General features: G+C 68.5%; 23 protein-coding genes. 1 reads left to right on the top strand and 22 read right to left on the bottom strand.

Annotated features, from left to right (window positions below):
• The first annotated feature begins 56 nt into the window (after positions 1 to 56).
• Positions 57 to 1,037: a helix-turn-helix transcriptional regulator gene (locus tag ABT170_RS27580; protein WP_329947120.1), complete on the top strand. Its 981-nt coding sequence runs from the start codon at positions 57 to 59 to the stop codon at positions 1,035 to 1,037.
• 167 nt (positions 1,038 to 1,204) lie between these two features.
• On the opposite strand, the gene ABT170_RS27575 is transcribed toward ABT170_RS27580, so the two are convergent.
• The 22 genes from ABT170_RS27575 to ABT170_RS27470 form a co-directional block, all read right to left on the bottom strand.
• Complete coding sequence (locus tag ABT170_RS27575) at positions 1,205 to 2,593, bottom strand: condensation domain-containing protein (RefSeq protein ID WP_351871772.1); 1,389 nt, start codon at positions 2,591 to 2,593, stop codon at positions 1,205 to 1,207.
• A complete protein-coding gene (locus tag ABT170_RS27570) occupies positions 2,590 to 3,678 on the bottom strand; it encodes a glycosyltransferase family protein (RefSeq protein WP_351871769.1) in 1,089 nt (362 codons plus the stop codon). The genes ABT170_RS27575 and ABT170_RS27570 overlap by 4 nt, the downstream gene beginning before the upstream one ends.
• Positions 3,675 to 4,697 carry a phosphotransferase family protein gene (locus tag ABT170_RS27565; protein WP_502970575.1) on the bottom strand — a complete coding sequence of 341 codons (1,023 nt, stop codon included), beginning with the start codon at positions 4,695 to 4,697 and terminating at the stop codon, positions 3,675 to 3,677. The genes ABT170_RS27570 and ABT170_RS27565 overlap by 4 nt, the downstream gene beginning before the upstream one ends.
• Positions 4,694 to 5,704, bottom strand: coding sequence for a Gfo/Idh/MocA family protein (locus tag ABT170_RS27560; RefSeq protein WP_351871766.1), 1,011 nt, complete (start codon positions 5,702 to 5,704; stop codon positions 4,694 to 4,696). Before ABT170_RS27560 ends, ABT170_RS27565 begins: the two co-directional genes overlap by 4 nt.
• Positions 5,701 to 7,023, bottom strand: a complete 1,323-nt coding sequence (locus ABT170_RS27555; protein WP_329947124.1) for an ATP-grasp domain-containing protein — start codon at positions 7,021 to 7,023, stop codon at positions 5,701 to 5,703. Before ABT170_RS27555 ends, ABT170_RS27560 begins: the two co-directional genes overlap by 4 nt.
• A complete protein-coding gene (locus ABT170_RS27550) occupies positions 7,020 to 7,316 on the bottom strand; it encodes an acyl carrier protein (RefSeq protein ID WP_329947125.1) in 297 nt (98 codons plus the stop codon). Before ABT170_RS27550 ends, ABT170_RS27555 begins: the two co-directional genes overlap by 4 nt.
• A 3-nt stretch (positions 7,317 to 7,319) precedes the next feature.
• Positions 7,320 to 8,495 carry a radical SAM protein gene (locus ABT170_RS27545; protein WP_329947126.1) on the bottom strand — a complete coding sequence of 392 codons (1,176 nt, stop codon included), beginning with the start codon at positions 8,493 to 8,495 and terminating at the stop codon, positions 7,320 to 7,322.
• 7 nt (positions 8,496 to 8,502) lie between these two features.
• The gene (locus ABT170_RS27540; protein ID WP_329947127.1) at positions 8,503 to 9,759 is read right to left on the bottom strand and encodes an MFS transporter; all 1,257 of its coding nucleotides are present in this window, start codon (positions 9,757 to 9,759) and stop codon (positions 8,503 to 8,505) included.
• A 159-nt stretch (positions 9,760 to 9,918) separates the two neighbouring features.
• Positions 9,919 to 10,812 (bottom strand): glucose-1-phosphate thymidylyltransferase RfbA, encoded by an 894-nt coding sequence (rfbA, locus tag ABT170_RS27535; protein ID WP_329947128.1) that lies wholly within the window; start codon positions 10,810 to 10,812, stop codon positions 9,919 to 9,921.
• A 131-nt stretch (positions 10,813 to 10,943) separates the two neighbouring features.
• Positions 10,944 to 12,137: a serine hydrolase domain-containing protein gene (locus ABT170_RS27530; protein WP_351871759.1), complete on the bottom strand. Its 1,194-nt coding sequence runs from the start codon at positions 12,135 to 12,137 to the stop codon at positions 10,944 to 10,946.
• 195 nt (positions 12,138 to 12,332) lie between these two features.
• The gene (gene cs1, locus ABT170_RS27525) at positions 12,333 to 13,325 is read right to left on the bottom strand and encodes a clavaminate synthase Cs1 (RefSeq protein ID WP_329947130.1); all 993 of its coding nucleotides are present in this window, start codon (positions 13,323 to 13,325) and stop codon (positions 12,333 to 12,335) included.
• A 96-nt stretch (positions 13,326 to 13,421) separates the two neighbouring features.
• Positions 13,422 to 14,660, bottom strand: coding sequence for a PLP-dependent aminotransferase family protein (locus tag ABT170_RS27520; protein ID WP_351871756.1), 1,239 nt, complete (start codon positions 14,658 to 14,660; stop codon positions 13,422 to 13,424).
• A gap of 174 nt (positions 14,661 to 14,834) precedes the next feature.
• Positions 14,835 to 15,665 carry a TauD/TfdA family dioxygenase gene (locus ABT170_RS27515; protein WP_351871753.1) on the bottom strand — a complete coding sequence of 277 codons (831 nt, stop codon included), beginning with the start codon at positions 15,663 to 15,665 and terminating at the stop codon, positions 14,835 to 14,837.
• Between the two features lie 918 nt (positions 15,666 to 16,583).
• Positions 16,584 to 17,249, bottom strand: coding sequence for a class I SAM-dependent methyltransferase (locus ABT170_RS27510; RefSeq protein WP_351871750.1), 666 nt, complete (start codon positions 17,247 to 17,249; stop codon positions 16,584 to 16,586).
• A gap of 126 nt (positions 17,250 to 17,375) precedes the next feature.
• A complete protein-coding gene (locus ABT170_RS27505; RefSeq protein ID WP_329947134.1) occupies positions 17,376 to 18,092 on the bottom strand; it encodes an FkbM family methyltransferase in 717 nt (238 codons plus the stop codon).
• A 152-nt stretch (positions 18,093 to 18,244) separates the two neighbouring features.
• Positions 18,245 to 19,615, bottom strand: a complete 1,371-nt coding sequence (locus ABT170_RS27500; RefSeq protein WP_351871747.1) for a condensation domain-containing protein — start codon at positions 19,613 to 19,615, stop codon at positions 18,245 to 18,247.
• Between the two features lie 122 nt (positions 19,616 to 19,737).
• A complete protein-coding gene (locus tag ABT170_RS27495) occupies positions 19,738 to 20,508 on the bottom strand; it encodes an ABC transporter permease (RefSeq protein ID WP_329947136.1) in 771 nt (256 codons plus the stop codon).
• Positions 20,509 to 20,612: 104 nt separating this feature from the next.
• Complete coding sequence (locus tag ABT170_RS27490) at positions 20,613 to 21,536, bottom strand: ABC transporter permease (RefSeq protein ID WP_329947137.1); 924 nt, start codon at positions 21,534 to 21,536, stop codon at positions 20,613 to 20,615.
• Between the two features lie 69 nt (positions 21,537 to 21,605).
• On the bottom strand, positions 21,606 to 22,481 hold the full coding sequence (locus ABT170_RS27485) for an FAD binding domain-containing protein (RefSeq protein WP_351871743.1): 876 nt from the start codon (positions 22,479 to 22,481) through the stop codon (positions 21,606 to 21,608).
• A gap of 94 nt (positions 22,482 to 22,575) precedes the next feature.
• Positions 22,576 to 23,079 (bottom strand): (2Fe-2S)-binding protein, encoded by a 504-nt coding sequence (locus ABT170_RS27480; RefSeq protein ID WP_329947139.1) that lies wholly within the window; start codon positions 23,077 to 23,079, stop codon positions 22,576 to 22,578.
• 98 nt (positions 23,080 to 23,177) lie between these two features.
• The gene (locus tag ABT170_RS27475; protein ID WP_351871740.1) at positions 23,178 to 25,499 is read right to left on the bottom strand and encodes a xanthine dehydrogenase family protein molybdopterin-binding subunit; all 2,322 of its coding nucleotides are present in this window, start codon (positions 25,497 to 25,499) and stop codon (positions 23,178 to 23,180) included.
• The gene (locus ABT170_RS27470; RefSeq protein WP_329947141.1) at positions 25,496 to 26,284 is read right to left on the bottom strand and encodes a class I SAM-dependent methyltransferase; all 789 of its coding nucleotides are present in this window, start codon (positions 26,282 to 26,284) and stop codon (positions 25,496 to 25,498) included. The genes ABT170_RS27475 and ABT170_RS27470 overlap by 4 nt, the downstream gene beginning before the upstream one ends.
• Positions 26,285 to 26,298: the final 14 nt, after the last annotated feature.

The raw sequence follows: 26,298 nt of genomic DNA, 5'->3' as shown, positions 1-26,298 counted from the left end.
CGTGACTGCTCGTACCTGTCCGGGGACGGCCCGCACATGTGACAGGGAGGCTGAGTGTGCTGGAAGCGGTGGGCGTGAGCGCGTTCGACGAGGACGTGTACCGGGCGGTGTTGTCAGGACCGCGGAGTGCGGTGCGTGATCTCGCGGAGAACGCCGGGGCCGGAGTGGCGCGGACAGGACAGGCGTTGAGGCGTCTCGCCGGTCTGGGGCTGGTGCGGCGGGTGGGCAGGGGCCAGTGGGAGGCGGTCAGTCCGCAGTCCGCGTTGTCAGCGTTGCTGAATCGGCGCCGGTCCGAGGCGGAGACGGTGTTCGCGGGGGTGGAGACCGAGTTCGCCGATCTGCATCGCCTGCACCGGGCGGGGCAACTGCATTCGGATCCGGGGGCCTTGGTGGAGGTGCTGACGGGCCGGGAGGTGACGGCACGGAAGATCGAGGAGCTGAACCGGTCCGTCACCACGCATCTGTGGACGCTGGACAAACCGCCGTATCTGGAGCCGGTGGGGCAGCCGCATTTCCATGAGCGGGAGACGGCGACGACGCGGGAGTGGGCGGAGCGTGGGGTGGACATCCGGGGCGTGTACTGCCTGGAGTCGATCGAGCCGCCCGGACGGCTGGAGACCCTTCTGGAGCTGGCGGCGCTCGGGGAGCGGTCGCGGTTGCTGCCGCATCTTCCGTTCAAGGCCCGGATCGTGGACCGGCGGGTCGCGGTGGTGCTGTTGACGGGGGGAAGCCAGGACTCCATCGTGCTGGTGCATCCGTCAGGTCTGCTGGACGGGCTGATGGAGCTGTTCGAGGCCTACTGGGAGCAGGCCGAGCCACTGCTCTCCGAGAGGCCGGATTCGATGGAGGGCCCCAGCCAGGAGGAACTGATGCTGCTGCGGTTGCTGCACGCCGGGTGCAAGGACAAGGCGATCGCCCGGCAGCTGGGGGTGAGTGTGCGCACGGCGACGCGTCGGGTGGGGGCGTTGATGCGGAGACTGGATGCGGGAACGCGGTTTCAGGCCGGGGTGAGGGCACGGGAGCGGGGCTGGGTGTGAAGTTCCCCAGGGACCTTGCCACGCCACGCCCTGGTGGCGCCGCGACGTCCCGAACGGGAGGCCGGAAGTCCTTCGGCACAGCACGACGCTCGGGTCGTACGGCGGGCCGGCCACTGCCTTGAGCGCAGGAAGCGGGCGGCCGGTGGCCGCCGCGCCCGTTCCTGCGGTCAGCGGCTCACTGCCCCGGCCACCGCGGTGTCCGCGTCGGCGGCGAAGCGGCGCAGGACACTCATGTAGTCCGCCAGGAACTCCCGCGCCCACTGCGCGCGGTACTCCCCGGTGTCGGTCCGCAGTTCGACCAGCGCGCTCTCCCCGCTGTCACGGATGTGCACCCGCATCCCGCCCCGGGGCACCTCGTCGCGAGCGATGCGCACGGTGGTCACCGTCAGCCCGTCGGTCCGGAGCCTCCAGGAGGAGCCTCCCGAGGTGAGGTCGAAGTTCACATACCTCGGTCCGTGCCCGGTCGCGGAAAGGTAGCGGATCCCGTAGTCGGCCGGATGGAGTTCCTTGGCGATCAGGGCGTGGGGCAGCTCCTGGTGCCGCAGGGCTCCGAAGATCGTGCGGCTCTCGCTCTGCGCCACCTCCGCGAGCGACTGCTCACCGGAGAAGGTGGTGCGCAGCACGCACGGCGTGGCGAAGTAGCCCACGGAGCGCCGAACTTCGCTCTGGGACCGATTGGCCAGCGAACCCATGATCGCGACATCGGACGCCGTCCCGTCGCTCTCGCCGAGCGCGAGCCGGTGGTGCCGTACGGTGACTTTGAGGGCAGCCGCACACACCGCGGTCAGCGTCACACGCTGTCGGCGAACGGTGTGCATCAGCCCTGCGTGCAAGGGCTGGTCCACGGTGATCCGGTCCACCCGCAGCCGGCGTTCCGCGCCGACCTGGATCGCGGGGTCACGAAGCCTCGAAAGGGGGACGGCGGCGACCCCGTCCAGTTTCCGGCGCCAGTAGCTCAGCAGCTTCTCGCGTTCCCCACCGGCCAGGAAACGGCGTTCCGAGTACGCGAAGTCCAGGAACTGGAAGGGGAGAGGGGGCAGTTCGATGCCTGCTCCCCCACGTCCGCCGGCCGCGTAGAGGGCGAAGAGGTCCTCGGCGAGAATCCGGCACGACTCACCGTCCGCGATGACGTGGTCCAGGACGAATCCCACGAGGTGGTGCGCGGGTGCCACGCGGATGCACCGCACGCGCAGGAGAGGACCGCTCGCCAGGTCGAAGGGGACCGCGGCGGTCTCGGCGACGAGCACTCGGGCGGCCTCCCACGACTCCTCCGGAGTGTCCCCCTCGGCGGAGAGGACCGCGAAGTCCAGTTCGTCCGCCGGGCGCAGAGCGATGTCGCAGGCGCCCTCGGGGAAGACGATCCGCACGCTCTCGTGGCGCGACTGCAGCTCGGCCAGGGCCGCTTCCAGCCGGCGGGTGTCGAGTTCCCCCTCGACGGAGCAGCCGAAGACCAGCACATTGCTCTGCTGACTCACCCTGCGGCCGTGCACCAGGCGTTCCTCCTGTGTGAACGACGCCCTCTGGGTCTGTCCGCGGTCGGCTTCGTACAGCTTCATTCTGAACACAGGGAGACCTCACTGCCGGAGAGAGCCGCCGCGAGGTCGCGCGGACCTCGGGCGGCGCTGAGCAGGGCGCGGTGCATCTTCTCCAGCGGGCGGAGGGAGAACCCGTCGGCGCGCCAGTCCTCGTAGCGCACCCCGAAACCCAGGTCGCACCACAACTGGGCGTTGTGGGACTCGTGTTCGCCCGAGGGTTCCAGCAGCACGAGGGGGGTGGCCGCCCACAGCGAGTCCAGGAGTGTGCCTCCGCCCGGCTTGCTGACCATGGCGTGTGCCGTACGCGACAGATCGAAGGAGGAGTGATGCGCGCTGCCCCGCGTGTACGTGATGTCCGATGTCGACCGGCCCGGCAGCAGGCGGCCGAGCGGAGGGTATCCATCGTCCAGCCAGGGGTGCCACGTGGGGTTCAGGGCGAAGTGACGGGTCCGTCCGCGGAGGGGATCCGCCTCTTCTGCGGCGTGCACGACCAGGTCGATGTCGTGCCCTGCGGAGGCGAGTTCGGCGGCCCGGTCACGGTAGGTTCCCATGCCCCACCCGCCCCCGTGCACCAGGAGGCGGGGTTCGCGCCGGCCCCAGTCGAGCGGCGGCTCCGCGGTGACCGGGATCGTCCAGGGCAGCGCGGTGTCCGCCCGCGAGGCCAGCCAGACCTCCTCGGTACCCGGGAGGGGGGCTCCCGCCTTCCGGAAGGACGGCGAGGCGACCGAGTCGACATGGCAGAGGATCACGCGCAGCGGTCGGCCGGTCCGTTCCGTGAAGTGCCGGACGAGGTCCAGCCAGAATCCGGAGAAGACGACCATGGTGCGCACTCCGCTCGCCTCCCAGCGGCGGAACAGCTCCTCACGTGCTTCGGCATCGATCGCCGCCACCGGGTCGGAGGCGATGCGCTGCCCCGCCCGCGCCACACGGAAATCACGGTGGAACACCTCGCGCGAGGCGGTCACGGCCGCGAGCCGGTCGGGGGGAAGCAGCCGCTCCAGCACCTCGACCGCGGCCGGTACGCCACGCTCCCTCAGCCGGGACGCGAGCAGCAGCCCCGGTACGTGCACGCCCAGGGCGACTCCCGAAGTGAGTACGGCGATCACCGGCGACCGCCGCGCGGCCCCGATTCCACGTACTCCAGGGCCGATACGAGCTGGGGGGCCACATGGCTCCACGCCCACTCCCGGTCGGCGGGCGCGGCGTCCCGGGGTTCCACCTCCACCAGCATGATCAAGTAGAGGTACGCCCGGTAGAGCGCGAGACGCAGGCGTACCGAATCGTCGAAGACGCCGTCCCCGCCGGCGCCGGCGTAGCCGGTGAGGAACTCCTTGTCCTGTTCGATGTCGGCGAAGAGCGCCAGCGAGACGAAGTCGGCCACCGGGTCGCCCCAGAACATCCGCTCGCCGTCGATCAGCCCGCTCAGCCGCACGGCGCCGGGCGGCCCGGAGAGCAGCCGGTTTCCCTGCCACAGGTCGAAATGGACCAACGCGGGCCGGGTGACGTCGTCCAGTACGCCGGACGCGGCGGCGAACACCTCCCGGATCGCCGCGGTGGAACGCGGAAGCCGCGCGGCGTAACGCTCGGCGTCGTCCAGCACGGCACCGGTCATCGCGGTGAACGCCTCCCGCCAGGTGGGCGCCAAGGGCCCCAGCGGCTGCGCGGGGTATCCGAATCCGGGCCCCGTGACGGTGTGCAGGCGGGCCACCAGCCGCCCCAGCTCCTCCCGCAGCCCGGCCTGTTCGCTCTCCTCCAGGGAGCCGGCGACCTCGTGCCAGGGAGTACCGGGGCAGGCCGTCATGATCAGGTAGGGGCCGGTTCCCGTGGTGGCGGCGGTATCGCTGTGGACCACCCGGGGCACGATGCCGTCGCTGTCCACGGTCGCGGCGGACTCGTAGAAGGTGATCTCACCGGTCAGCAGCCCGCGCTCGTAGGCCAGACCCGCCGTCGACCGCGGTGGGAGTTTCAGCACCCAGTCGCGGCCCCGGTCCAGGGTGACTCGCAGGACCGTGTTGTACGTTCCGCCCGTCAGCGGCGTGTACCGGGCCGATTCCCTCCCGCGCACGCCGAGTTCTCCCAGGACGGCGGCGGCTGCCTCGACGGACTCCTCGTGGGACGTGTTCACTTTCGCTCCTCCGTGACGGACCCGGACATCTGTCGTCGTGCTGTCTCATGGATCCGGTCCATGAGCGCGATACGCGGTTCGGCGGCACCGAGTTCGGCGCCCCAGTGGCTTCCCTCCTGCCGCAGCAGCGCCCGAATGCGTGCGAACTGCTGCGTGTAGTAGGACACCGCGGGGGTTCTGGTCACTGTTCTGCCGCCGTCACGGGCCACCACCGTGATGTTCAGGGAGACGGCCCCGGCGACGGGCAGCAGGACTCCCCGGATCCGGACGGTACCCTCACGGAACACATAGATGTGCTCGGTGGTGCGGCTCGTGCCGAAGGAGCACTCCAGCGTGGCGCGGCGGCCGGTGGGCAGCACCAGGGCCGCGGAGAAGCGGCGGTCCACTCCCCCGAAGCCGTCGAAGTCGGAGCGGCCCGTCCCCCGGGCGCCGGTGATGCCCACCGTGTCCTGGAGTGCCTGAAGCCAGTACCCCGCGGAGTCGTAGAAGCACCCACCGCCGAGGTCGGGCCTCCAGCGGTAGCCCGGGCCCGGCTGCACCGCGAAGTCGAACCGGCTGCGCACTTCGACGAGTTCGCCGAACGTGCCCGACCGCAGCCATTCGCGCACCGTCCGGTGCCAGGGGTGGCCGAGCGTGGGCAACGCCTCCAGCACGTGGCCGCCCCCGTGCCGCTGCGCGGCGGTGATCGCCGAGAGCTCCCGCCGGGTCAGGCACAGGGGCTTCTCGACGACCACGTGCTTGCCCGCCCGCGCCGCACGCTCCGCCCATCGCGCGTGTCCCGCGGTGTGCAGGGAGATGTAGACCAGATCGACCGCGGGATCCTCGATCAGGTCCTCGTAGCACGCGTGGACGCGCGGGATCGCGTGACGGCGGGCGTACTCCTCGGCGCGGTCGGGAGCAGAGGCGGCCACCGCCCGTACGCCTACGTCGTCGTACTCCTGACTGGGGCGGATCATGGTGCGCTCGGCTATCCCGGTCGCCCCGATCAGCCCGATGGCCAGGCTCATGCCGGGACACCTCCTCGCTTCACCCGGATCCCCGCGCGCCCGGCACTGGTCCGGGTACGTTCCCTCAACCGCGGGAACTCCTCCGGGGCGCAGAAGGCGGCGCAGAACAGGCGCCCGGACGAGGTGCGGAGCGATCCGCCGACGAGCGGCAGCACACCTGGCCGCGGTCCTCGCGTGTAGAGCAGCCCGTCCTGCGCGAGCGCGCGCAGCAGTCCGTCGATGCCCGCTCCCGGCTCCACGGCGACATCGCTCTGCCACAGGTGGCCGCTCAGTCCGTGGCGTGCCGCCCGCCGGTCGAGGTGCAGACTGAGCAGGCCCAGCGAGCTGCGGGCGTTGACTTCCAGGAGCGGGACCCAGGTGTCGCCCTCCACCAGCATCGAGTCGACTCCGACGGGGCCGAAGTAGCCCTCCGCCACCAGGGCACGGGCCACTTCGTCCAGAACCGCAGTGTAGTCCCCGCGCCGGGCGCGGCGCGTGACCTCGGGCGTCGGCGGCCCCGAGGCGTGGTGGCGGTAGCCGTCGTTGGTCATGCTCCGCAGACCGACGTGCTCCCAGGTGCCGTCGCGTCCGATCTCCAGGTGGCCGGAGAAGTCCGCGCGCCGGGCATGGCGGGGCTGTACCACGAACGTGACCCGCAACCCGCGCTCCTCCTGACGCCGGATGTGTCTGACCAGTCGGGCACCCGCCCGGGGCGTCATGACCTCCACGGTGCCCTGGCCGGCGACGCCGTAGGCGTCCTTGACCAGGGCTACGCGCTCTCCGCCGGCCAGTGTGCGGGTGAGTTCGGCCTCCAGTTCCTGCGCGGAGCGCACGGTTCGGCCCGCCCCGGGGAGCCCGAGGCGCCGGGCCAGCGCCGTCGACCACGCCTTGCCGTTGACCCGGGCCACCGTCTCCGCGGGCGGCACGGCGGACGGCCGCCCTGCCCCGGTCAGCAGTTGCCGCGTGGCGGGCAGCACCGCGAAGGGGCGGGCACGCTCATGCCCGGTCATGGCCCCCGCCAGCTCCCGGTCACTCGCGATCAGCTCCTCGACGGCGGGCTCCTCCGCGACGGCCGTCCCGGCACCGTCCGCCACCGGGGGGTGCGGGCAGCGGTGCTCGAAGTCGAAGCCCGCCCTCGCGATCGCCTCCCGGTGGGGTGCGGTGATCGCTCTCCGGGTGATCAGAAGGTCGCCGGGCGCGGTGAAGCCGAAGAGCATCTCGTCCATGCTGCCGATCACGGGGTCAGCCCCCGGGGACGCCAGCCTGGGGAGCTCCGCCAGGTCGTGCGGGCGCCAGTGGCCCTCGGCCCCGAACGTGCCGAAGTGGACAGCGGTGGTCACGTCCGCGCTTCCCGGGCCTCGGCTCCCTCTTCGCCACCGGCCAGCGGCTGGACGGTCTCGGCGCTGAACTGACGGACCGAGCGAAGTGTCTGGAGACTGAGACTCTCGTACTCCAACTCGATGTCGAACTCCTCCTCGACCCTCAGCAGGAATTCGATGGCCTGCAGGGAGTCGAGCCCCAGGTCCTGGACGATGTCCGCTTCGACGGATATCTCATGGGCCTCGAACTTTCCCTTGAAGATATCGACGAGGACCTTCTTGACACGCGTTTCGACGTCGGTTTCCGGCACCATGGTTCACACCCCGTTCAGATAGAGGAGAATGCACTTCGAGCACACTGGCATCATGCCGGTCTCGGCGAGGATCGAACGGACCCGCCGGAATTTTTCGCTCTGCCAGAGGTCGATCACGGGGGTGTCATACAGATTCCCGACCACGAACTCCGGAAAGAACTTGCAGGAGCTGACGTTTCCGTCGGCATGGACCTCCATGCGGTTGGTGACGGCCAGGCAGCGCTTGCGCTGCTGAGCCGGCTGCGAGGTACCCCGGATGAACGACTCGACCTCGCTCTCCTCCAGCTGCGGCTGGTAGCGGACACGTGGCCCCCACACCCTGTCCGCGAGCCGCGCCATCGAGTCCCGCAGCACCGGGAGCAGTTCTTCGGGCAGCCGATAGGTGTACGAGTGCCAGGTCGGCTGCGCGGTTCCGGTGTCGGGCTCCAGCCAGGCGAAGTGCTCGGCGTACACCTCGTCCATGGAGTGCGCCACGTCCGGGCTGATGTACCAGGGGAACTGGAAGTAGACGGTGTTGACTCCGACCTCCTCGGCCCACTCCATGAACTCGTACATGCGGTCCACGGTGGCCTCGGACACCATGCAGGAGACGGACACCTCGCCCTGGAACTCGCCCTTGCGCTTCAGGTCGAGCATCGCCTGGATGTTGCGCACGGTCCGCCCGAACGTGCCCTTGCCCCGCAGCGTTTCATGGTCGGCTCCCAGCCCGTCCAGGCTGACCAGGAGGTTCAGATGGCGGCCGATCCTCAGCAGGTCGTCCATCTTGCGCTCGAAGAGCAGGCCGTTGGTGCACATGTTGACCGTTCGCGGGTAGCGCTCGACGAGCCGGGACACCTCGTCGAACCGGCTGTGCATCAGCGGTTCACCGCCCCACAGGAACAGCTTTCCCCGGACCTTCGCCGTTGCCGAGAGCACATCCTCGACGACGCTCGTGTCCAGCTCCGTCCGCTGCTTGGCGACGTCCCAGTCACGGAAGAAGCCCTGGTCGTTCCACTGGTAGCAGTGGGTGCACCGCAGGTTGCAGCGGTAGGTGAGCTGGAGGCTGACCTCGCGCGGCACCTCCGAGGCGTAGGAGAGATCGGTACGCATCCGGGCCCGCGACTTGGACCGGATCGACACGGTGTGCTTGATGTCGGCGAATTCCTTGTCGGTGAGCGTGCGACGTGTCTGCGGATACACGGAACCCCTAGAGTCGGTGGGAATCAACGGACGGTTCTGTGCCGCTGGTGACCGGTTCGGCGGGAGCGAGCCGACGCAGGTGGACAACGGCGGGTACGAGCAGTAGCGCCAGGCCTCCCAGCAGGAGGACAGCGGTTGAGGTCAGCAGTACGGCCGAGGCGCCGATTCCCGTCGCGACGGGACCGGCCAGGGCACGCCCCGCCGGCACCAGGCCCATCGAGCCGAGCACCTCGTAGGAGTGGATACGGCTGAGCACATGCGGCGGGGAGTGGGACTGGACGGTGGTCGTCCACATCACGGCCCAGAAGGCGTTCGCCGTACCGCCCATGAAGAAGCAGAGGGCCAGCAGGGACAGGGGCGCACCGAAGGCGATTCCCGCGGGCAGTGGTGCGAAAGCCATCAGGCTCAGTACACCGACCTTCAGCGGTCTGGCCGGCTTGGCCCACCAGGCGATCACTCCGCCCGCCATGGCCCCGAGACTGAAGGTCGAGATCAGCAAACCATAAGTGGTGGCCCCGAATCTCTCAATCAGCAGAACTGCTTTGAGCACGTCGAACGGACCGAATACCAGCAGGCCGAACAGCGCGAATACACCCACGGTCGACCACAGCCACGGACGCCCCGCGAACTCGTGCCAGCCGGTCTTCAGTTCGCGTCGGACGTCGGGCCGTCCCACCGCTCTCCGGACGGCCGCCAGGCGAATGCGCCACAGGAGCACGGCGCTCGCCGCGAACGAGAGTGCGTCGAGCGCGATCACCGCGGAGGCCGACGCTGCCATGATGACGAATCCGGCACCCGCGGGAGCCGCCAGGGAGACGACGGACTCCGCCGCCCGCAGGGCGGCGTTGGCCGGCTGGGTGTCCCCCCGAACCACCTGTTTCAGCAGACTTCCCGCTCCGGGCTGAAAGAGCGCCTGGGCCACTCCCGTGCACAGGACGATCACCAGGATCTGCCACAGTGCCGGTCTCCCGGAGAGGAAGAGCAGGGCGAGGACGGCCTGGAGGGCGAATCTCGTCAAGTCCGCGATCACCATGGGAGTTCGCGGCTGGAAGTGATCGAGCAGCACTCCGCCGACGAGCATCAGCGCCACGACCGGGACCATGGAGGCGCCGAGCACCAGGCCCACGGCCGAGGTGCTGAAGTCCTGCTCGACCATGACCGCGGTGAGTCCGATGGGGAACACCGCGTCACCGGCCCGGGAGAACGACCGCGCGAGGATGAACCGCCTCAGGTTCGGGTCCCTCAGTAACAACGGCCTCACCATGTACCGACTCCTTCCTCACTCTGCCCACCCGGGGCCGGGACGGACCGACGCATCGGCGGACGCACGGCCGGCGTCCCTGCCGGCCGCGGTCGCGGGAGAGCCCCACGGCCCCCACCGGACGCAGCTCGTGGTGCCGGAACCTGCCTGGTCACCGACGAGTCACCTCACACCGCACTCCTCCTCCCCGGACGGATCGTCGAGCAGGCCGAGCAGGTAGCGGCCGTATCCGCTGTGCAGCAGCGGACGGCTCAGCTCGCGCAGTTCCCCGTCCCCGATGAGGCCGCGGCGCCAGGCCGCCTCCTCCACACAGCCGATCTTCAGTCCCTGGCGTTCCTCGATCACCCGCACGTATTCCGACGCCTGCACCAGGGCGGAGAACGTCCCGGTGTCCAGCCACGCCGTACCCCGGTCCAGGACGGTCACCGTCAGTTCGCCCTCGCGCAGGTAGGCGCTGTTGATGGCACTGATCTCGAGCTCACCGCGATCGCTCGGTACGAGGTCGCGAGCGAACCTCACCGCCTTGTGGTCGTAGAAATAGAGTCCGGGCACCGCGTATCTGGATTTCGGAACGAGCGGTTTCTCCTCGATCGAGACCGCCATTCCTTTCTCGTCGAATTCAACGACCCCGTATGCCGTCGGGTCGGCGACGGGGTAGGCAAAGATCCGGCCGCCCTCCGGATCGGTGTGCTCGCACAGTCCGCTCTCCAGGCTTCCACCATGAAATATGTTGTCGCCGAGGATGAGTGCGACCGGTTCGTCCTCTAGGAAATCAGCACCGAGCAGAAGACCCTGAGCGATTCCTTTCGGCTCTTCCTGCACCATATAGTTCAGCTGTATGCCGAGATGGGATCCGTCACCGAGCAGCCGCTGGAATCCGGGTAGATCGCAAGGAGTGGCGACAAGCAGGATCTCCCTCATCCCAGCCATGATGAGCGTGGTCAGCGGATAGTAGACCATGGGTTTGTCGAATACCGGAAGAAGTTGCTTGGAGACAGAATGGGTGACCGGCCACAGCCGAGATCCGGTGCCTCCCGCCAAGATGATGCCGCGCATTACAGGACAAAGACCAGGACATGCTCAACGTACTCGGACACAGGATTTTTCCCTTTCCGTCATGGGCACCCGGCATTCGGTCTGCGACGCGGAGAAATCCGGGACAGCGGCCCGGCGTTCCGGCACCGCGGTCAGTCGGCCATCGCCTTGTAGGCAGCCGTCAGAAATCCGAGGTAGACCGGCAGACGCTCCCACTCCGTCCTCTGGAGAATGAGCACCGACACCATGTCCTCGGCAGGATCGTTGATCCAGTAACTGCCGTATTTCCCATACCATCCGTAGCTCCCGGCGGACGGTCCGAAGCGTGCGCGCCGGGTGCGGACCGACATCCCGAAACCCCAGCCGTACTCCTTGAAGAACCAATCCGGCGTGAAGCTGGAGACCGCCTTCTGCTCCGGTGTGAGGTGATCACTCGTCATGAGCGCCACCGACGCCCTTGAGAGGATCCGCTCGCCGTGGAGCAGTTCCGAGGCGAAGGTGAGGAATTCCTCGGGGGTCGAGACCAGCCCGCCGGCAGGCGCCTTGAACGTCGGCGGTCGCCGCCAGCGTCCGTCGGGGCCGTCCTCGACCACGAGCTCGCCGGTGGCCGCGTCGAGTTCGTACGCGGTCGCCAGCCTTCCGGCGTTCTCTCGGCCCACACGGAAGCCGGTGTCCTTCATCCCGAGCGGCTCGCAGATCCGTTCGCGCACGACGTCCTCAAGCGACGTGCCGGTGGCGCGGGCCATGAGCACACCGGTGACGATGGGGCCGATGTTGTAGATGAAGCGCTCACCCGGCTGACAGACGAGCGGCAGCGCGCCGAGCCGACGGATCCACTCGTCCGGCGACGGACCGGGATCGCCCGCGCCCTGCCCTCGTCCGAGCGCGTCCAGCGCGTCGGCGATGGGCACCGTTCCCGGCTCGGCGACGATCGTGCCGGTGCCGAGGCGGCAGGTGAGCAGATCCCTCAGGGTGATCGGGCGTTCCGCAGGGACGGTGTCGTCGAGCGGCCCGTTCGGATCGGCGAGCACGGCCATGCCGGCCAGTTCCGGGAGGAGCGGGTCGACCGGGTCGTCGAGGCGCAGCACGCGCTCCTCGACGAGCGACATCGCGCAGGCGGCGATGACCGGCTTCGTCATCGACGCGATGCGGAAGAGCGTGTCGGCCGCCATCGGTGTCCGCGACCCCGCGCCCTCGAAGGCGAGCGTGCCCGCTGCCTCGATGTGGACCTCACCGTGGCGGGCGAGCACCGCGACAGCCCCCGGGCCGTGGCCGACCTCGACATGGCGTTCGAGCACCTCTCGGACTCGGGCCAGCCCTCTCCGCGAGAAGCCGCCTGCGGTCACTGTCTCCACCTCGTTCTCTCTGTGTCCGCACGCTGTCCGGTGCGGGGTCCGCACGGCGGACGCGGTGGTTCCCGGGTTTCGAGCGGAATGCGATGGCTGCGCGGCCGGTGCCCTCCGGTTCGGGGGCTCCGCGCCCCGACCCGCGTACCGGGCGCGGGGGGTCCTCCCGTCCCTCCCGGGAACGGAGGTGGCCGGCTACCGGCGGGGTACGAAGTCGACGACGTCTCCCGCGCGTTCGCCACCCGACAGCTGACCGTCCCGGTCGGTGCGGATGTAGGCCCGGTGCAGCCACCGGTCCTTGCCGTCCCAGCGTGCGGTGAACGGCCTGCGCGCGTGCGCGGTGCGGAAGTTGTCGATGATCAGCAGCGCGCCCGGGACGAGCTGCACCTCTTCGGCCACATCGTCCAGAGCCTGCGACAGGGCGGCGAGGGCTTCCTTGTCGGCCGGCTCCTCAGCCGTGAGGATCGACCGGTCGTAGCCGAGGTACGGATCGTTCACGTCCCCGTGCAACGGCCTGACGACGGCGGTGAGTTCCGGGTCCTCGACATGGTCGCGGAAGGTCACTCCGACCGGACGGGGCAGCTCACGGTCGAACAGCCGGTTCTTCACCGCGTCACTGAGCCGCGGCAGGGCTCTGCGGATCGAGCTGACGACGGTCGCCGCCCTGCGCTCGTGGTCGGAGCGCGAGCAGGAGAGGATGATGTAGTTCGGCTGGAGGGCGTGATGGTTCAGGTCCGAGTGGAACTCCAGCTGGGTCTCGGTGGTCCCTCCTGACAGGGGATGGGCATCGGGCGTCGGGTACAGCTCATGGAGGACCGAGCGGGAACGACGGTTCCCGTATCCCTGGTCGTAACCGGTGAGCAGCCCCAGCCGGCCCCCGACGAGGGCGAGCATCGCCTCCATGTTCAGCAGCCGGCGGTCCTCCGGCGTGGGGGTGGACGTGGGAGTGGGGGGCAGCTCCGCCTCCGGTTCGACGGGCAGGCCCGTCAGAAGCAGATAGCCGTCCTGGTTGCCCTGGGCATTGAACCGGTCCAGCCCCTTGGACAGTTCCTCCGGCAGGTTCCCCGACAGCTGCCTCGCGGTCTCCAGAAAGGCGTACAGATCCGTGCGCGGAACCTTCGGGAGCGCCGAGGCGATACCGAGCAGCCGCTCGCTGAACGGAGCGCAGTCAAGGATCGGAGAGGACATGATACGTATCTCCCTTGCATGAAATGGAATGTGCGCGGGCGTCCTGACGGGGCCGGGGCAGCGCGTTCGCGTGGACCCTGGCCCTCTCGCCGGGGATCAGGGAAGGTCTGTGAAGTAGTGCGGGGGCCCGTACTGTTCGCGGACCCGCAGACTCCCCTTGCCGTCCCGGTGGGTGGCGGACCGTGCGTTGGCGAACTCCTTGACCAGGGCGTGCACCGCGGCCTCACGTCCTCCCAGGAACGTGAGTTCGCTGACCCCGAGACGCAGGAGTGGGCCGGGCACACCGGGGAGATCCACCTGGACGTTCACCCGGATACCCTGGTCGTAGAGCGACCGTGAGAAACCGTCGGTCCGTTCGGCGTTCCCGATCTTCACCCATACCTGGTGTGTGCTGGTGGCATGGCCGTCGTCGTCCATGACCACGTCGAAGCCGTCCGCTCCCAGCAGTTTGCTGAAGAGCCGCGCATTGCTGATCAACTGCTCCGCATACGCCTGGCCGAAGTGCAGAAACTCCGAGGCGGCGAGACCCAACGCGAGGGTCTCGGCGAAGTGGTGACTGCTGAGCATCTTGAACTGCGCGTCCCGCAGTCTGCGGCGCATGTCGTCCGACCGCGTGAACAGGACTCCCTTGTGGGGACCCGGGAAGGATTTGTGGGTGGACCCTCCCATCGTGTCGGCGCCGGCATCGAGCGGGTTCTCCAGGGCTCCCCCGAGGACGAGCCCCAGCGTGTGACTGCAGTCGACATGCAGGAGTGTTCGCGGGGAGTGCGCGGCGATGAGATCGGCGACGCGGGACACCTGCAACTCATGACGGCTGTTCTGAAGGTCCAGATAGACCAGTTCCGGTTCGACTTCGCGCAGGATCCGCTCCAGCCGGACCTCGTCGACCCGGCCTTGCGCGACAGGCACCGTGGCCGAGGCGAAGCCGAGCCGCAGCGCCAGATCCGCGGTGGCGTAGTGGCCGCCGGACGCGGCGTCGACGGAGACAACCGTTCCGCCGGGCTCACCGCCCAGGCCGGCCATGGCGATCGTCATGGCCGACATCCCGGAAATGGGCCGCACATTGACGTACGGGGCCCGGCCCAGCCGGGACAGGCTGCGAACGGCCAGTTCCGTCTCAAGCTCGGCGGCCGCCTGGCCGCCGCGGAACTGCCAGAAGTCCGGGTCCAGCTCGTCGTTGAAGAAGTAGCGGTTGTAGTAGTCACTGCTGAGAGGCATGCTCGCCAGCGGTGACATCTTGTTCTCGCTCGGCACGAGATTGACAGCGGATTCAGCACTCTTCTCGTGGCAGCGAAATTCGCGTATCGCGTTGCGAAGTTCCGAGATATCCGCCATCTTGGGTTCCCATTCTTCCTTGCAGTCTTCTACTGACACCGCCGTCCGCCCCTCCATGGAGAAGAGCGGGTGACCGATCGGCCTGAACCGTTTCCCGTAGGACCTCGTGCCCTGTCCGCCCTCGCGCGCCCGCCGAGGCTTACGGGACGGCTCCCTCGGCGTTCCGCCCCTGGCTCAGCTCTCCGGCAGGGGTGGGCGGCTGTACACCGCCCTGACCAGGAGGCGCCGGTGTCGCGGACTGTCCTGGTACGAGGTACGGCCGTGCGAGACCCGGTCGTTGCGGAATATCAGGGCTTCCCCGCGAGCCAGCCTCACCGCGGTGCGGTACCGGGGATCCCCGGCCGCCTGCCGAAGGAACTCAAGACCGCGCCCGAGGCTGCCGGCCCGGCCGACGGACTGATTCCACGTACATGTGTCGTTGTCCGTGAACCGCGTGACGACGGTGCCGTCGGGCTCCATGGCGAAAGCGGGTCCCATGGCGCTGGCCTCGACGCCGGGAATCGTGGCCCGCCGCTCCAGCGCACGGGGATCCAGGAGCGCGGAAGCCGCTTCGGCGTCGGATTCGCGCAATGCCTCGAACGCCGCCACGGCATTGAAGATCACCGTGTCCCCGCCCGCGTGGGCGGCGCGTACACAGTAGAGGATCGAGGTCCTGAGCTTTCCGATCTCGTCGGCCAGACCGTCCACGTGCAACGCCTGGCCATCGGTCGTACTGAAACCGGGATGCTGATCCGCTGGATTTCGCTGCACCTCGTGATAGAGATTCGCGTACTGTTCGGCATTCTCGCGACGGTACAGAGCGGGAATCACTGGATCGCCCAGTCCGAGCGAGGCGGAAAGTCTCTTCAGAGAGATTTCGGGACCGTCCGCAAAATCCCCCATGACGGCGACGGCAAATCCATTGCACTCCAGATCGTTCACCAGCGATATGACCGCGCCGGGAGCAGAGAACTCGATCCTGCGCCCGATATTCTGGCTGCGGTAGTCTGCTTGGGCCTGCTTCAACGGATCTCACCTTCCGGAAATAGGGTTCCAAAGCGGCGGCGATGGACACCACGCGACCTGCCGCTTCCTGCCTCACGGCGCTGCCTCGAACGGCCGGGAACGGGTGGCAGATCACCATGTGCCGCGGCCACCGGACGCGGGGCCGGCCTGAGCGATTGCCGAGCATCCGTCCCGCCTGTCACGGGCCGCTGAAACACCAGTCCGTCGCACTCTTCCTCAGCTCTGCGCGGGGCATGGTCCCCGTACGGCGGAAGGCACTCCCCTCCCTGCCGCTGCTCGCGCCCGGACTACCGCCCGCGCGGCGAACTCTTCCCGGAACGCGAAGAACTCCACGTACGAGTAGGCGGTTTGACGACTCCTCAGCACCTCGTTCTCCCAGGTGATTCGCTGCGGAGAATTGATGTCCGATCATTTCTCCCGGATGCGGTCCCACTCGTGCTCGCTGGAATACAAAGCGATACTCCCGGCCGAGCCGCCACCGTGTCTAGTGGCCCATCGACCATGGAGCATCAGCCACGTCTCCCGGCGACGGTGAATGAGGTGGCGCCCGATCGACAACCTTGTCCCGCATTCAGCGGTGACGCGGCTCCGCTGCGCTCGCCACTCCCGTGCGTCACGTCAACATGCCTGCGCATAAAGGGACTTCGGAACCGTCGGGGCGGTCTTCGCTCCGACGGCGACGCTCGGGCTCATCGCCGCACCACGAGTCCGTGCGCCCCGCCGCGCATGGCGCGGCCCCTTGGCCCCTCGCGCCGACCGCTGCCATGATCACGCCCCCGCACCGGCCCGACCGCGGCGCCCTGTCCCGGACCGGACAGGGCGCCGGCCGACCCCGGGAAGGAAGAGGTCAGGGCCGCGGTCCGCCGCGTGGCCCCGTGCGTACGACAGGCGCGCAGGCGCACACCGGATCCACTGGATTCACTGGACCACCCCGATGGCCCAGCAATGGGAGACCGGCCTCGTCTCAGGTCCTGGAGCGAGCAGATTCAGGAAGACGTCCGTGCTCGGTTCGGCGAAGTGCCGCGCGATCTCCCGCACCCTGCCGGACGCCGTCACCTTCTCCCACGCCTCGGTCGGACCGACTCCCCAGGGCCACTCCGGCACGATGTCATCCATGATGATCTTCGCACCCTTTCGGCACATGCGGACGAGGTTTTCGATGTCGGATCGGGCCTCGTCCAGGCTGTGCCCGCCGTCCACGAAAACCAAATCGAAGGCAGCGTCCGGATGGAATTCCCGATAGGCCGGCAGCGTCCTTCCCGAATCCCCGATGACGAGTTCATGACGCCCAGGAAACTCTTCGTCCACAAATTGCTTGGCGTGCGGAACGCATTCGTGGAACCCGATATCGAAGGATGTCACGGTAGCCCTCTTGTTCGCCCCGAGGAAAGCGAAGCTGGACAGACCCGCGTGGAAACCCACTTCGGCGATCCGCTCGATGCTCTCGTCCTCGGCGATGTGCATGAGGTCAGCGATCTGGTGAACGGACGATGATCCCTCGTGTATCCGAATCCCGTTCGACTGCAAACGGGAATGCATCGACCGCACGATGTTGCTTGCCGCAGTTTCCAGTTCCGACTTCATCAGTCATCTCCTCCAGGTTTTTCAAGGGACCGGCTCGTGCTCTGCGCGGGAATGCACAGACTCACCGCCGAGGGCCGAGCCGCACCGGGTGATCGCTGTCCCCGGCCGGCCGCACGGTCATCGCCGTCATTCCGCCGCGGCCTGCCCGGCATCGCGGGGTCCAGCGCTCGACGACCGGAAGATGCCGTCGATCATCAGCATCTGACCGGTCGCGTCGTCACCGCTGTGGTTCTGCTCCAGGGCGACCACCGAGAAGCCCCGTCCGGTCAGGAAGTTCAGCACCTCGTCGAACGGTGGTGCGCCCCGGTGCATATCGACCAGCGACAGTTCGAGTTCGAGCAGCGCCACACGGTCCAGGAGCGGACCCGCACCCTTGAGCACGGACAGTTCGGCGCCCTCCACGTCCAGCTTCAGGTACACCCGTTGCCCGTCGCAGCCCAACTCGTGCCACAGCGAGCGCAACGAGCGCATCGGGACCAGTTCCGTGCCGGTCTCGATGTCGCCGGGCCAGACACGGCGGTGGAGGTCGGTCCGCCGGAAGACCGATGAGCCGAGCGACGTACGCGTCAGGTGCAACAGGGCCTGGCCGTCCTCCGGCCCGAGCGCCGCGTTGTAGCAGTGCCAGTCGTCGTCCGACCGGGCGGCCTCGGCCAGCACCTCGAAGGTCGCCGACGCGGGCTCGAAGGAGATCATGCTCCCGCGGAAACCGCACTGCCGCATCCACTTCGCGTACTGACCGCAGTTCGCACCGCCGTCGATGACCACATCGATGTCGCGGAGCAGGAGGCGTCGCCGTTCCTCCGAGGTCATCAGATTCCTGCTGTACGGCGGGAGATCCTTCACAGCCTGTGGTGTCGGACGTTCCATGAAAGCCTCGCAATCAGCATGAGGATGGATGGGTGCGTGCCGCCGTGGAACGGGCGGCGCCCGGAGCTCTCGCTGCTTCTGCTCCTGACGGCCGGCTCCCCGGGAGGGGTACCTCTTCGCGGGGGGGGTCATCCGCCGATCGCCGAGTATTCCGACAGGGCATCTCGGCAACGGGACATGAAGGTGTCGACCAGGGATTTCTCGTGCAGATGGCGGTCATAGAGCCAGCTCACCCTCAGACCCTCGTCGCGGAATTGAGCTCTCACGTTCAGCTCAGGGGCCCCGGTATGCGTCGAGTACGCTTCCGCGGAGGGCAGTTGAAGGCGTTGGAGCGTTCGGTTGTTCCGCTTCTGCGAGGCCTGTCCGAAATAGTTGAAGTGGACCTGTGGGCCCCAGCCTTTTTCGTCGATGTGCCGGCGCATGCGGTCCGGGTGCCCGATCCATCGGAGAAGGCCGAAGCTTATGCCGCTGTTGGGGATACAGCGAATGGCATCGCGTACCTGCTGTATGTACGTCGCAGCGTCGCATTCGCCTCTGCGGGGCAGTACCACCACACCGCAGGTGGCCAGCCAGCCCACCGTGTTGAAGACTCTGGGCGGCATGAGATGACGTCTGACGGCCGTTTCGCCGTCACTGTCCCCGCTCGCTGAACCATACGTTATCGCTCTGCCGTTGTGGACGATTTTTATGCACAGATCTCGCCCGGTCAGGGATGTGACAGATTCCGCGACAGCAGCGAGGAGCAACTCCTGTTCGGTGACTTCCAAGATCTTTGGTATCTCGTAGGCAAGGCGTGTCGCCGTTCCCGCCGCAATGTCGATGTCTTGACTGCACACCTGGCGGACGGAGTCCGTGTGGTAGCTCGGGAACCTTGTCGGTATCCGCGTGAGATCTTCCCACGGCAGATTGACCCAATGGTCGAGTTCGCCTTCGAGTTCATCGGACCTCGAAAATTCTTGAATCCTGTTCGCGTATTCTTCAAAGGGAACCGCGTTGGCCTTGAAACGCTTCCCGGCGGAACGCAGTTTGCACGCCGCCTCAACATCGCGCTCCAGCAGTGACAGCGAGATCCCGTCCGCCACGAGGTGGTGAGCGGCTACCACAAGGTATGGGGACTCGTCCCCTCCGGGATCGACCATGGCGAATCGGGCAAGCGTTCCGGAGTCCACATCGACCATACGGCCGACCTCTGCCGCAATCTGCGTCGCCACGGTGCGCAGCTGATCACGAGGAATCGTACTCGCATCGAAAGAGCGCAGCGGTACCGAATCCGATCGGTCCGCAATCCGTTGATGCCACCCGTCATGGCGGCGTTCGAACTGTGCGCGCAGAGAGGAATGTGCGTTCCAGATATCGTGAATGGCGCCCTCCAGCGTTGGGCAGTCGACCTCCTGAGGCATTTTGTAGAGTCGCGTCAGCGTCCAGAGGTTCGGATTCCACAGCTCCGGATGGATGACATCCAGGAACCAGGCTTGTTCGGAGGTCAGAGGAACTTCCAAGGCCTTCTCTCCATGCTCGCTCTTGTCGCGCCGGAACGGATCGGTCCCTTGCCGCAGTACTCGTTCGTCGAATTCGGTGGACGTGTGGCTCCCCTCGCCTCAGCAGCACCCGGAGGAGCAGCTCAATGGCCGCTGCTCGCATAGTGCTTTATCTGACTCCGCCACAGTCCGTGGGCGAGGAGGAGAAGAACCGGTCCCACCACGGGCGCCCCGAAGGCGATCCAGGGACTGACGTGCAGTCCACCGGAATGTCCCAGCAGCACTCCGGCGGGCAGATAGGCGACGAAGGCCAGCGGCACGATGAAGGTGAGGGCGAACTGCGTCGCCGTGGGAAAGATCCTCATCGGGTAGCCGCCGAAGTTGTTGAAGACACTGTCAATGAGCATGCGCAGGGACTGGGTGGACAGGGCACGAAATGACAGCGAGGCAATGGCGAGCTGCAGTGCTCCTTCGATCATGGCGCCGCCGGCCACGGCCAGCAGCAGATAGACCACGCCGGGAATCGACCAGCCCATGTGGAGCCGCGATGCGGCGGCGCAGAGGACCACGACCCCGGTCGCGAGATCACCGAGATGTTCCAGCTGGAACCGCTGGGTGAGCAGGTGCACCAGTGGCCCGCCGGGACGGATCAGATAGCGGTCGAAGACCCCCGTACGCAAGGCCGTATCAATGCGGTACACCTGGCTGCACGGCACCAGCCACAGCCCGTGGGACACCAGCCGCATGCCGTACAGAAAGGCGATCTCGGCCATCGACCAGCCGCCGATCGCACCGAACCGCTCGACGACCAGCCACACGAAGACCAGTCCGACGCTCTGGAAAGCGGCTCCGCCGGCGAAGGTGAGGAGGAGATTGCTGCGGTACTGCAACTGGGCCCGGACGGCGGCACCCATCAACAGCGCGTAGGCCCGCCACCACGGGACAGGCAGATTCGGGGCGACGGGCCGCGATCGATGACATGCGGGCGAAGTCCCGTCCATTCCGGCGACTCCCATGCTCACCCTCCCTGGACGACGACTTGCCGCATGGCCCGGAGCCATACGAAACGCAGCACCAGCCACAGCACGGCGACCCAGGCCCACTGGACGCCCAGCGCGGTCAACGTCTCGCCCGGACCGCCGAGTTGGCCGAGGTAGAGGGACAGCGGGGTGTAGATGGTGGCGTGGAACGGCATCCATTGCACCAGCGCCGCAATCGGGTCCGGCATGAACCACAGCGGCACCAGAGTCCCGGAGAGCAGCTGGGAAACCATGCGATAGATGAAGAAGATTCCACCGATCTCCATCGTCCAGAACGCCACCATGCTCACGGTCTCGGACAACAGGACGGTGATCAGATAGGCAGGGACCAGACTGAGCGCATACGCACATGCCGCGCCCGCCGAGGCCGGCGGCTGCATTCCGCCGATCAGTATCGCGAACGGCAGGGCTGTCACCGCGAACGGCACCATGGCGAAAGTGGTTCCGACTTGGGAGAAGAACATCTGCGCGGTGAAGCTGACCGGACGCACCAGATCGATGACGACATTGCCCTGTCGAATACGATCGGGAATGAGCGAGAGTCTCGACGGATTGAACAGCCAGTATTGGAGCATGGCGAGTGTCGCATAGGCGATCTGGGTGGAAAGAGTGATCCGGCTTCCGTCGGATCCGGCAGCGGATCCCGATTCCGGGAAGACCGCCGTCCATACCAGCTTGAGCAGGTAGATCTGTGTGAGAATCCCGATGAGACCGAACAGGAAGTCCGCACGGTAGATCAGCTGTGTGCGGATCTGAACCTTTATTATCCCGGCGTAGGCGATGCCTTCCTGACGCCGGGTCAGGGGAGGCGGGGCCTGGCCGTTCACGCTGTCCTGCTCGCGAGCGGACCGGTTGCCCGGTCGCGGTACCGGGGAAGGAAAATCGACGCGTGGGTTGTTCATGCGACCCGTTCCTGATTCGAGGGGGAGGACTGCGCCGTCCACGGGCACCCTCAGATCGATGTGTGGACCTCAGACAGCGTTTCTTCCGGTGATCCCCGCTGCCGCGAGGACGGCGCGACGCGTCAGCACCCGTGCCAGGTGGGCCCGGTACTCGGACGGAGCGCTCGGGCGGGACATCGGCGAGGCGCCCCGCGCCGCGGTCCCGACGGCCCGCGCCACGGCATCCTCCGTGGCATCCGCACCGGCAAGTGCCGCCTCGGCCGCGGACGCCCGCAGCGGGGTGGCGCCCATATTGGCCAGCCCGATACGCGCCTCGACGATGCTCCCGCTCTCGCGTCGCACCGCCGCGGCCACGCCGACCCATGTGGTGGCCTGCGCCGAGAACTGGAACTTCTCGTAGTGGAAGCCCCAGCCCTCCCCCAGCGCGGGCACCCGTATCCCGACGAGCAGTTCGTCGGCCTCCAGCGCGTTGACCAGGCGGTCGACGAAGAAGTCGGCGGCCGGGACGGTGCGCCGTCCTCGCGGGCCCCGCGAAACCATCACGGCGTTCAGCGCCAGCATCACCGGGGGCAGATCCCCGGCCGGATCGGCATGGGCTGCGGACCCGCCGATGGTTCCCCGGTGCCGGACGGCCGGGTCGCCGACCGTCTCCGTGGCCATGGCCAGCAGCGGGGCGTGGCGGCGGACCAGCTCGTCGTGGATGACGTCGTGGTGGGTGGTCATGGCGCCGATGACGAGCGAGTCCGCCTCCTGTCGTACACCGCGAAGCCGCGGCACCCGGTTGACGTCGATGACCCACCGCGGTGAGGCGGCTCGCCGTCTCAGCATCGGCAGCAGGCTCTGGCCGCCTGCCAGCACCTTCGCCTCCTCGCCGCACTCGGCCAGCAGACGGACGGCCTCGTCGACGCTCGTCGGGCACGCGTAGTCGAACGCCGCGGGAATCACGCCGCACCTCCTGGAGACCGCGAGTCCCGCGTGCTGTCCGGGACGGCGGGACCGCGCCCCGGGCCGGCCCCGGCGGCGGACTCCGCCGTGCTCATCACCACGTCCGCTCACCGCCCGCCGCCGGTGCCGGCTCGGACTCCCGGGCGGCGGCCGCGGCGAGCACCGCCCCGACGATGTTCTGGTAGCCGGTGCATCGGCAGAGGTTGCCCCTCAGCGAGTTCCGGACCTCCTGGGGACTCGGGTCGGGGTTCTGCCGGAGCAGATCGCGGGCCGCCATGATCATCCCCGGGGTGCAGTAGCCGCACTGCAGGGCGTGCCGCTCGTGGAACGACCGCTGGAGCGGATGCCACTCGCCGTCCCGGGCGAGCCCCTGGAGGGTCGTCACCTCAGCGCCGTCCGCCTGGACCGCCAGGACGGAGCAGCTCTTGACGCTCGCCCCGTCCAGGTCGACGGTGCACGCCCCGCAGTTCCCCGTGTCACAGCCGCTCTGGGCGGTGGTCAGGGACAGCCGGTCCCGCAGGTAGTGGACGAGGAGGAGCCTGGGTTCCACCTCGTCCTCGTACGTCGTGCCGTCCACGTTCACCGAGATGCGATTCATGTCTTCCTTTTGAGAACGGGCGGGCGTCGCCGGTGGGCGCGTGACGGGCACCGGTCGTCGTGTGGGGCCGACGGGGATGGTGAGGACCGGTTCCGCGGTCACACGGACCCGTCGGCCGGGGATCCGTTCGCCGTTCGACGTCGGGACCGGCGCTCGGCGCCCGCTTCCCCGATCGCCGCCCAGACACGGTCCGGTGTCATCGGCATGTCGATGTGCCGGACACCGAGATGGGCGACCGCGTCGATGACGGCGTTCTGCACCGCGGGAATGGAACCGATCGTGCCCGCTTCGCCGATCCCTTTGACACCGAGGGGATTGACGTCGGTGGGGGTCTCGCCGGCTTCCAGCTCGAAGTCGGGCAGATCGGCGGCGGCGACGGCCCCGTAGTCGGCGAGCGTCGCGTGGAGTGGATTGCCGTCCGCGTCGTAGCGCACCTCCTCGAACAGCACCTGGGCGATCCCCTGCGCGATGCCTCCGTGGCGCTGGCCCTCCGCGAGCACCGGGTTGAGGACCGGCCCGGCGTCGTCCACGGTCATGTGCCGGAGCACCGTGACCATCCCCGTCTCGGTGTCGACCTCGACGACCGAGAGATGCGCGCCGAACGGGAACGTCGGCCGGTCCGAGGCGAACTCGGCATCGGCGCGGATGCTTCCCGCTCCGGTGTGCCCGACGACCTGCTCCCAGGTCAGGGACCGGCCGGGGTCTCCTGCCACGTGCCACGTGCCGGAAGCCACGTCGAGGGTGACGTCGCTCTCGCGGACCGCGAGCAGGCCGGCGGCATGCCGCCGGGCCTGGTTCCGGACGTCGGCGGCGGCCTGGTGGACCGCGGAGCCGCCGAGTTGCAGGGACCGGCTGGAGTAGGTGCCGACGGCCTTCGGGATCAGGTCGGTGTCCCCGTGCACGACGGTGATGCGGTCCACCGGAATCCCGAGCTCGGCCTCGACCAGCATCGACCAGGCGGTGCGGTGTCCCTGGCCCTGCGTCGAGCTGCCGGTCAGGACCCTCGCGTGTCCCCGGCCGTCCACGGTCACCCTGGCGGTCTCACCACCGCCGCCGGTCATCTCCACGTAGACGGAGATGCCGATGCCGAGCGCGTTCACGCACCCCTTGTCCCTGCGCGCGGCCTGCTCGGCCCTGAGCCGGGGGTACGCCGCGGCGCCGAGGAGCCTGTCGAGGGCCGCCCCGTACTCACCGGAGTCGTACAGGGCCCCGGTTCCGGTCCGGAAGGGGAACGCGTCCGCGGCGATGACATTGCGGCGGCGGACCTCGGCCGGATCCATGCCGATCTCGGCGGCGAACAGGTCCACCGCCCGCTCGATGGCGGCCGTCGCCTCCGGGCGGCCCGCGCCGCGGTACTTGTTGACGGGGGTCCCGTTCGTGACGACGACCCGATAGCCGCTCTGCACCTGCGGGATGTCGTACACACCGGGGGCCATCGTGCAGGTCACGGGTGCGAGCGTGCTGGTGCGCGGGTAGGCGCCGGCGTCCTGGACTACGTCGAGGCGGTACGCCGTGATCGTGCCGTCGCGTCGGCCGCCGATCCTGACCCGGTTGAGCTGGGCGCGGCCCTGGGTCATGGCGACGAGGTTCTCGGCGCGGCTCTCCGCCCACCGAACGGCGGTGCCCGACCTCCACGCGGCCCAGGCGACGACGATCGCGTCCCGGTCGATGCCGATCTTCGCGCCGAACCCGCCGCCGACATCGGGGACGATCACCCGGATCGCTTCGGCCGGGATGCCCAGGGACTCGGCCAGGGTGCTCCGGCAGCGCTGGGCGTTCTGGCTGCTGTGCCACACGGTGAGCCTCGTGCCGTCGAAGACGGCCGCGGTGGCACGGCCCTCCATGGGGACGCAGGCCACGCGGTGGTTGACGATCTCCCGCTCGACGACCACGTCCGCTCCGTCGAAGACGGTGTCGTCATAGGTGTCGCGGTCCCGTTGGTCGGCGAGGTTGGATCCGGCCTCCTCGAACAGGAGGGTGCCGTCGCGGAGCGCCTGGGCAGGGCCCACGACCGCCGGGAGCCGCCGGTACTCCACGTCGACGAGCTCCGCGGCGTCCTGGCCGTCGTACCGCGCGTCGGTGAGCACGACCGCGACGGGCTCCCCCACGAACCGGACCTTCTCCCCGGCGAGCAGGGGCTCGGCGAAGAACCCGCCGCTGTGCGCCGGACGCCCGAACGGCTGGGGTGCGGGCAGGCCGGTCAGGTCCGCGGCCGTGTAGACGGCCACCACCCCGGGACGGGCCCGCGCCCGGGAGGTGTCGATACGGGTGATCACCGCATGCGCGACCGGGGAGCGTACGAAGGTCACGTACGCCGCTCCGCGGAGCGCGGGTACCCGCAGATCGTCCACGTAGACGCCGCCCGAGGTGAGCAGACGCCGGTCCTCCACCCGGTTCACGCGGGTGCCGAAGGCGCTCATGGTGCGGTGACGGGGTTCCTGGTGGTGCGCAGAGCACGGCACGCCACCGGCAGTTCGATCTTCCGGTCCCCCGACAGACCCAGTTCGTCGCGCGCGTACCGGGCCACCTGTTCGTCCACGGCCTGCCGGGCTTGCGCCGACAACGCGATCGCGCCGGCGTCGGTGCCCAGGAGCCCGACGATCTCCTCGGCGGTGACGGGCATCGACCAGGTCATGCGCATCTCCACGAGAGGGCTGAACAGTGTCCCGGTCGGCGGGTCCGGGACGTTGCGTCCCGGCGCCTGCGCCGCGGCATCCCCACCGCTCTCACGGGCCCGCAGCGCGCGGGTGAACCGGTCGAGTTCGGCGACCCAGGGGACGGAGACGTCGCGGTGGTTCCACAGGACGCCGAACGTACCGCCGCCGCGGAGCACACGCGCGATCTCCGGCACGGCGCGCTGCGGGTCCATCCAGTGCCAGGCCATGGCTATCAGCAACGCGTCCGCCCGGCCGTCGGGCAGCGGCATCCGCTCGGCGGTCCCCGGCAGGATCCGCACCTGCGGACAGTTGCCGGCGAGGGTCTCGCGCATCCGCGGGTCGGGCTCGACGGCGACGACGTCCTGTACGCGGCCCACCAGCCGCCGGGTCAGCGCGCCGGTGCCGGCGGCGAGATCGACCACCGTCGCGCATCCGTCCGGAAGGAGCCAGTCCAGGGCCTCCGGCGGCACGCTGGGCCGGTACCGGTCGTAACGATCGACGATCTCACCGAAGGACAGTGCTCGCGTTCCGCTGTCGGCATTGCCCATGACGTTCTCAGCTC

The organism is Streptomyces sp. NPDC001787 (assembly GCF_040297465.1).
GTDB lineage: Bacteria > Actinomycetota > Actinomycetes > Streptomycetales > Streptomycetaceae > Streptomyces.
The sequence above is the reverse complement of the archived record's forward strand: the minus strand, read 5'-3'. Positions and strand labels throughout refer to the sequence as shown.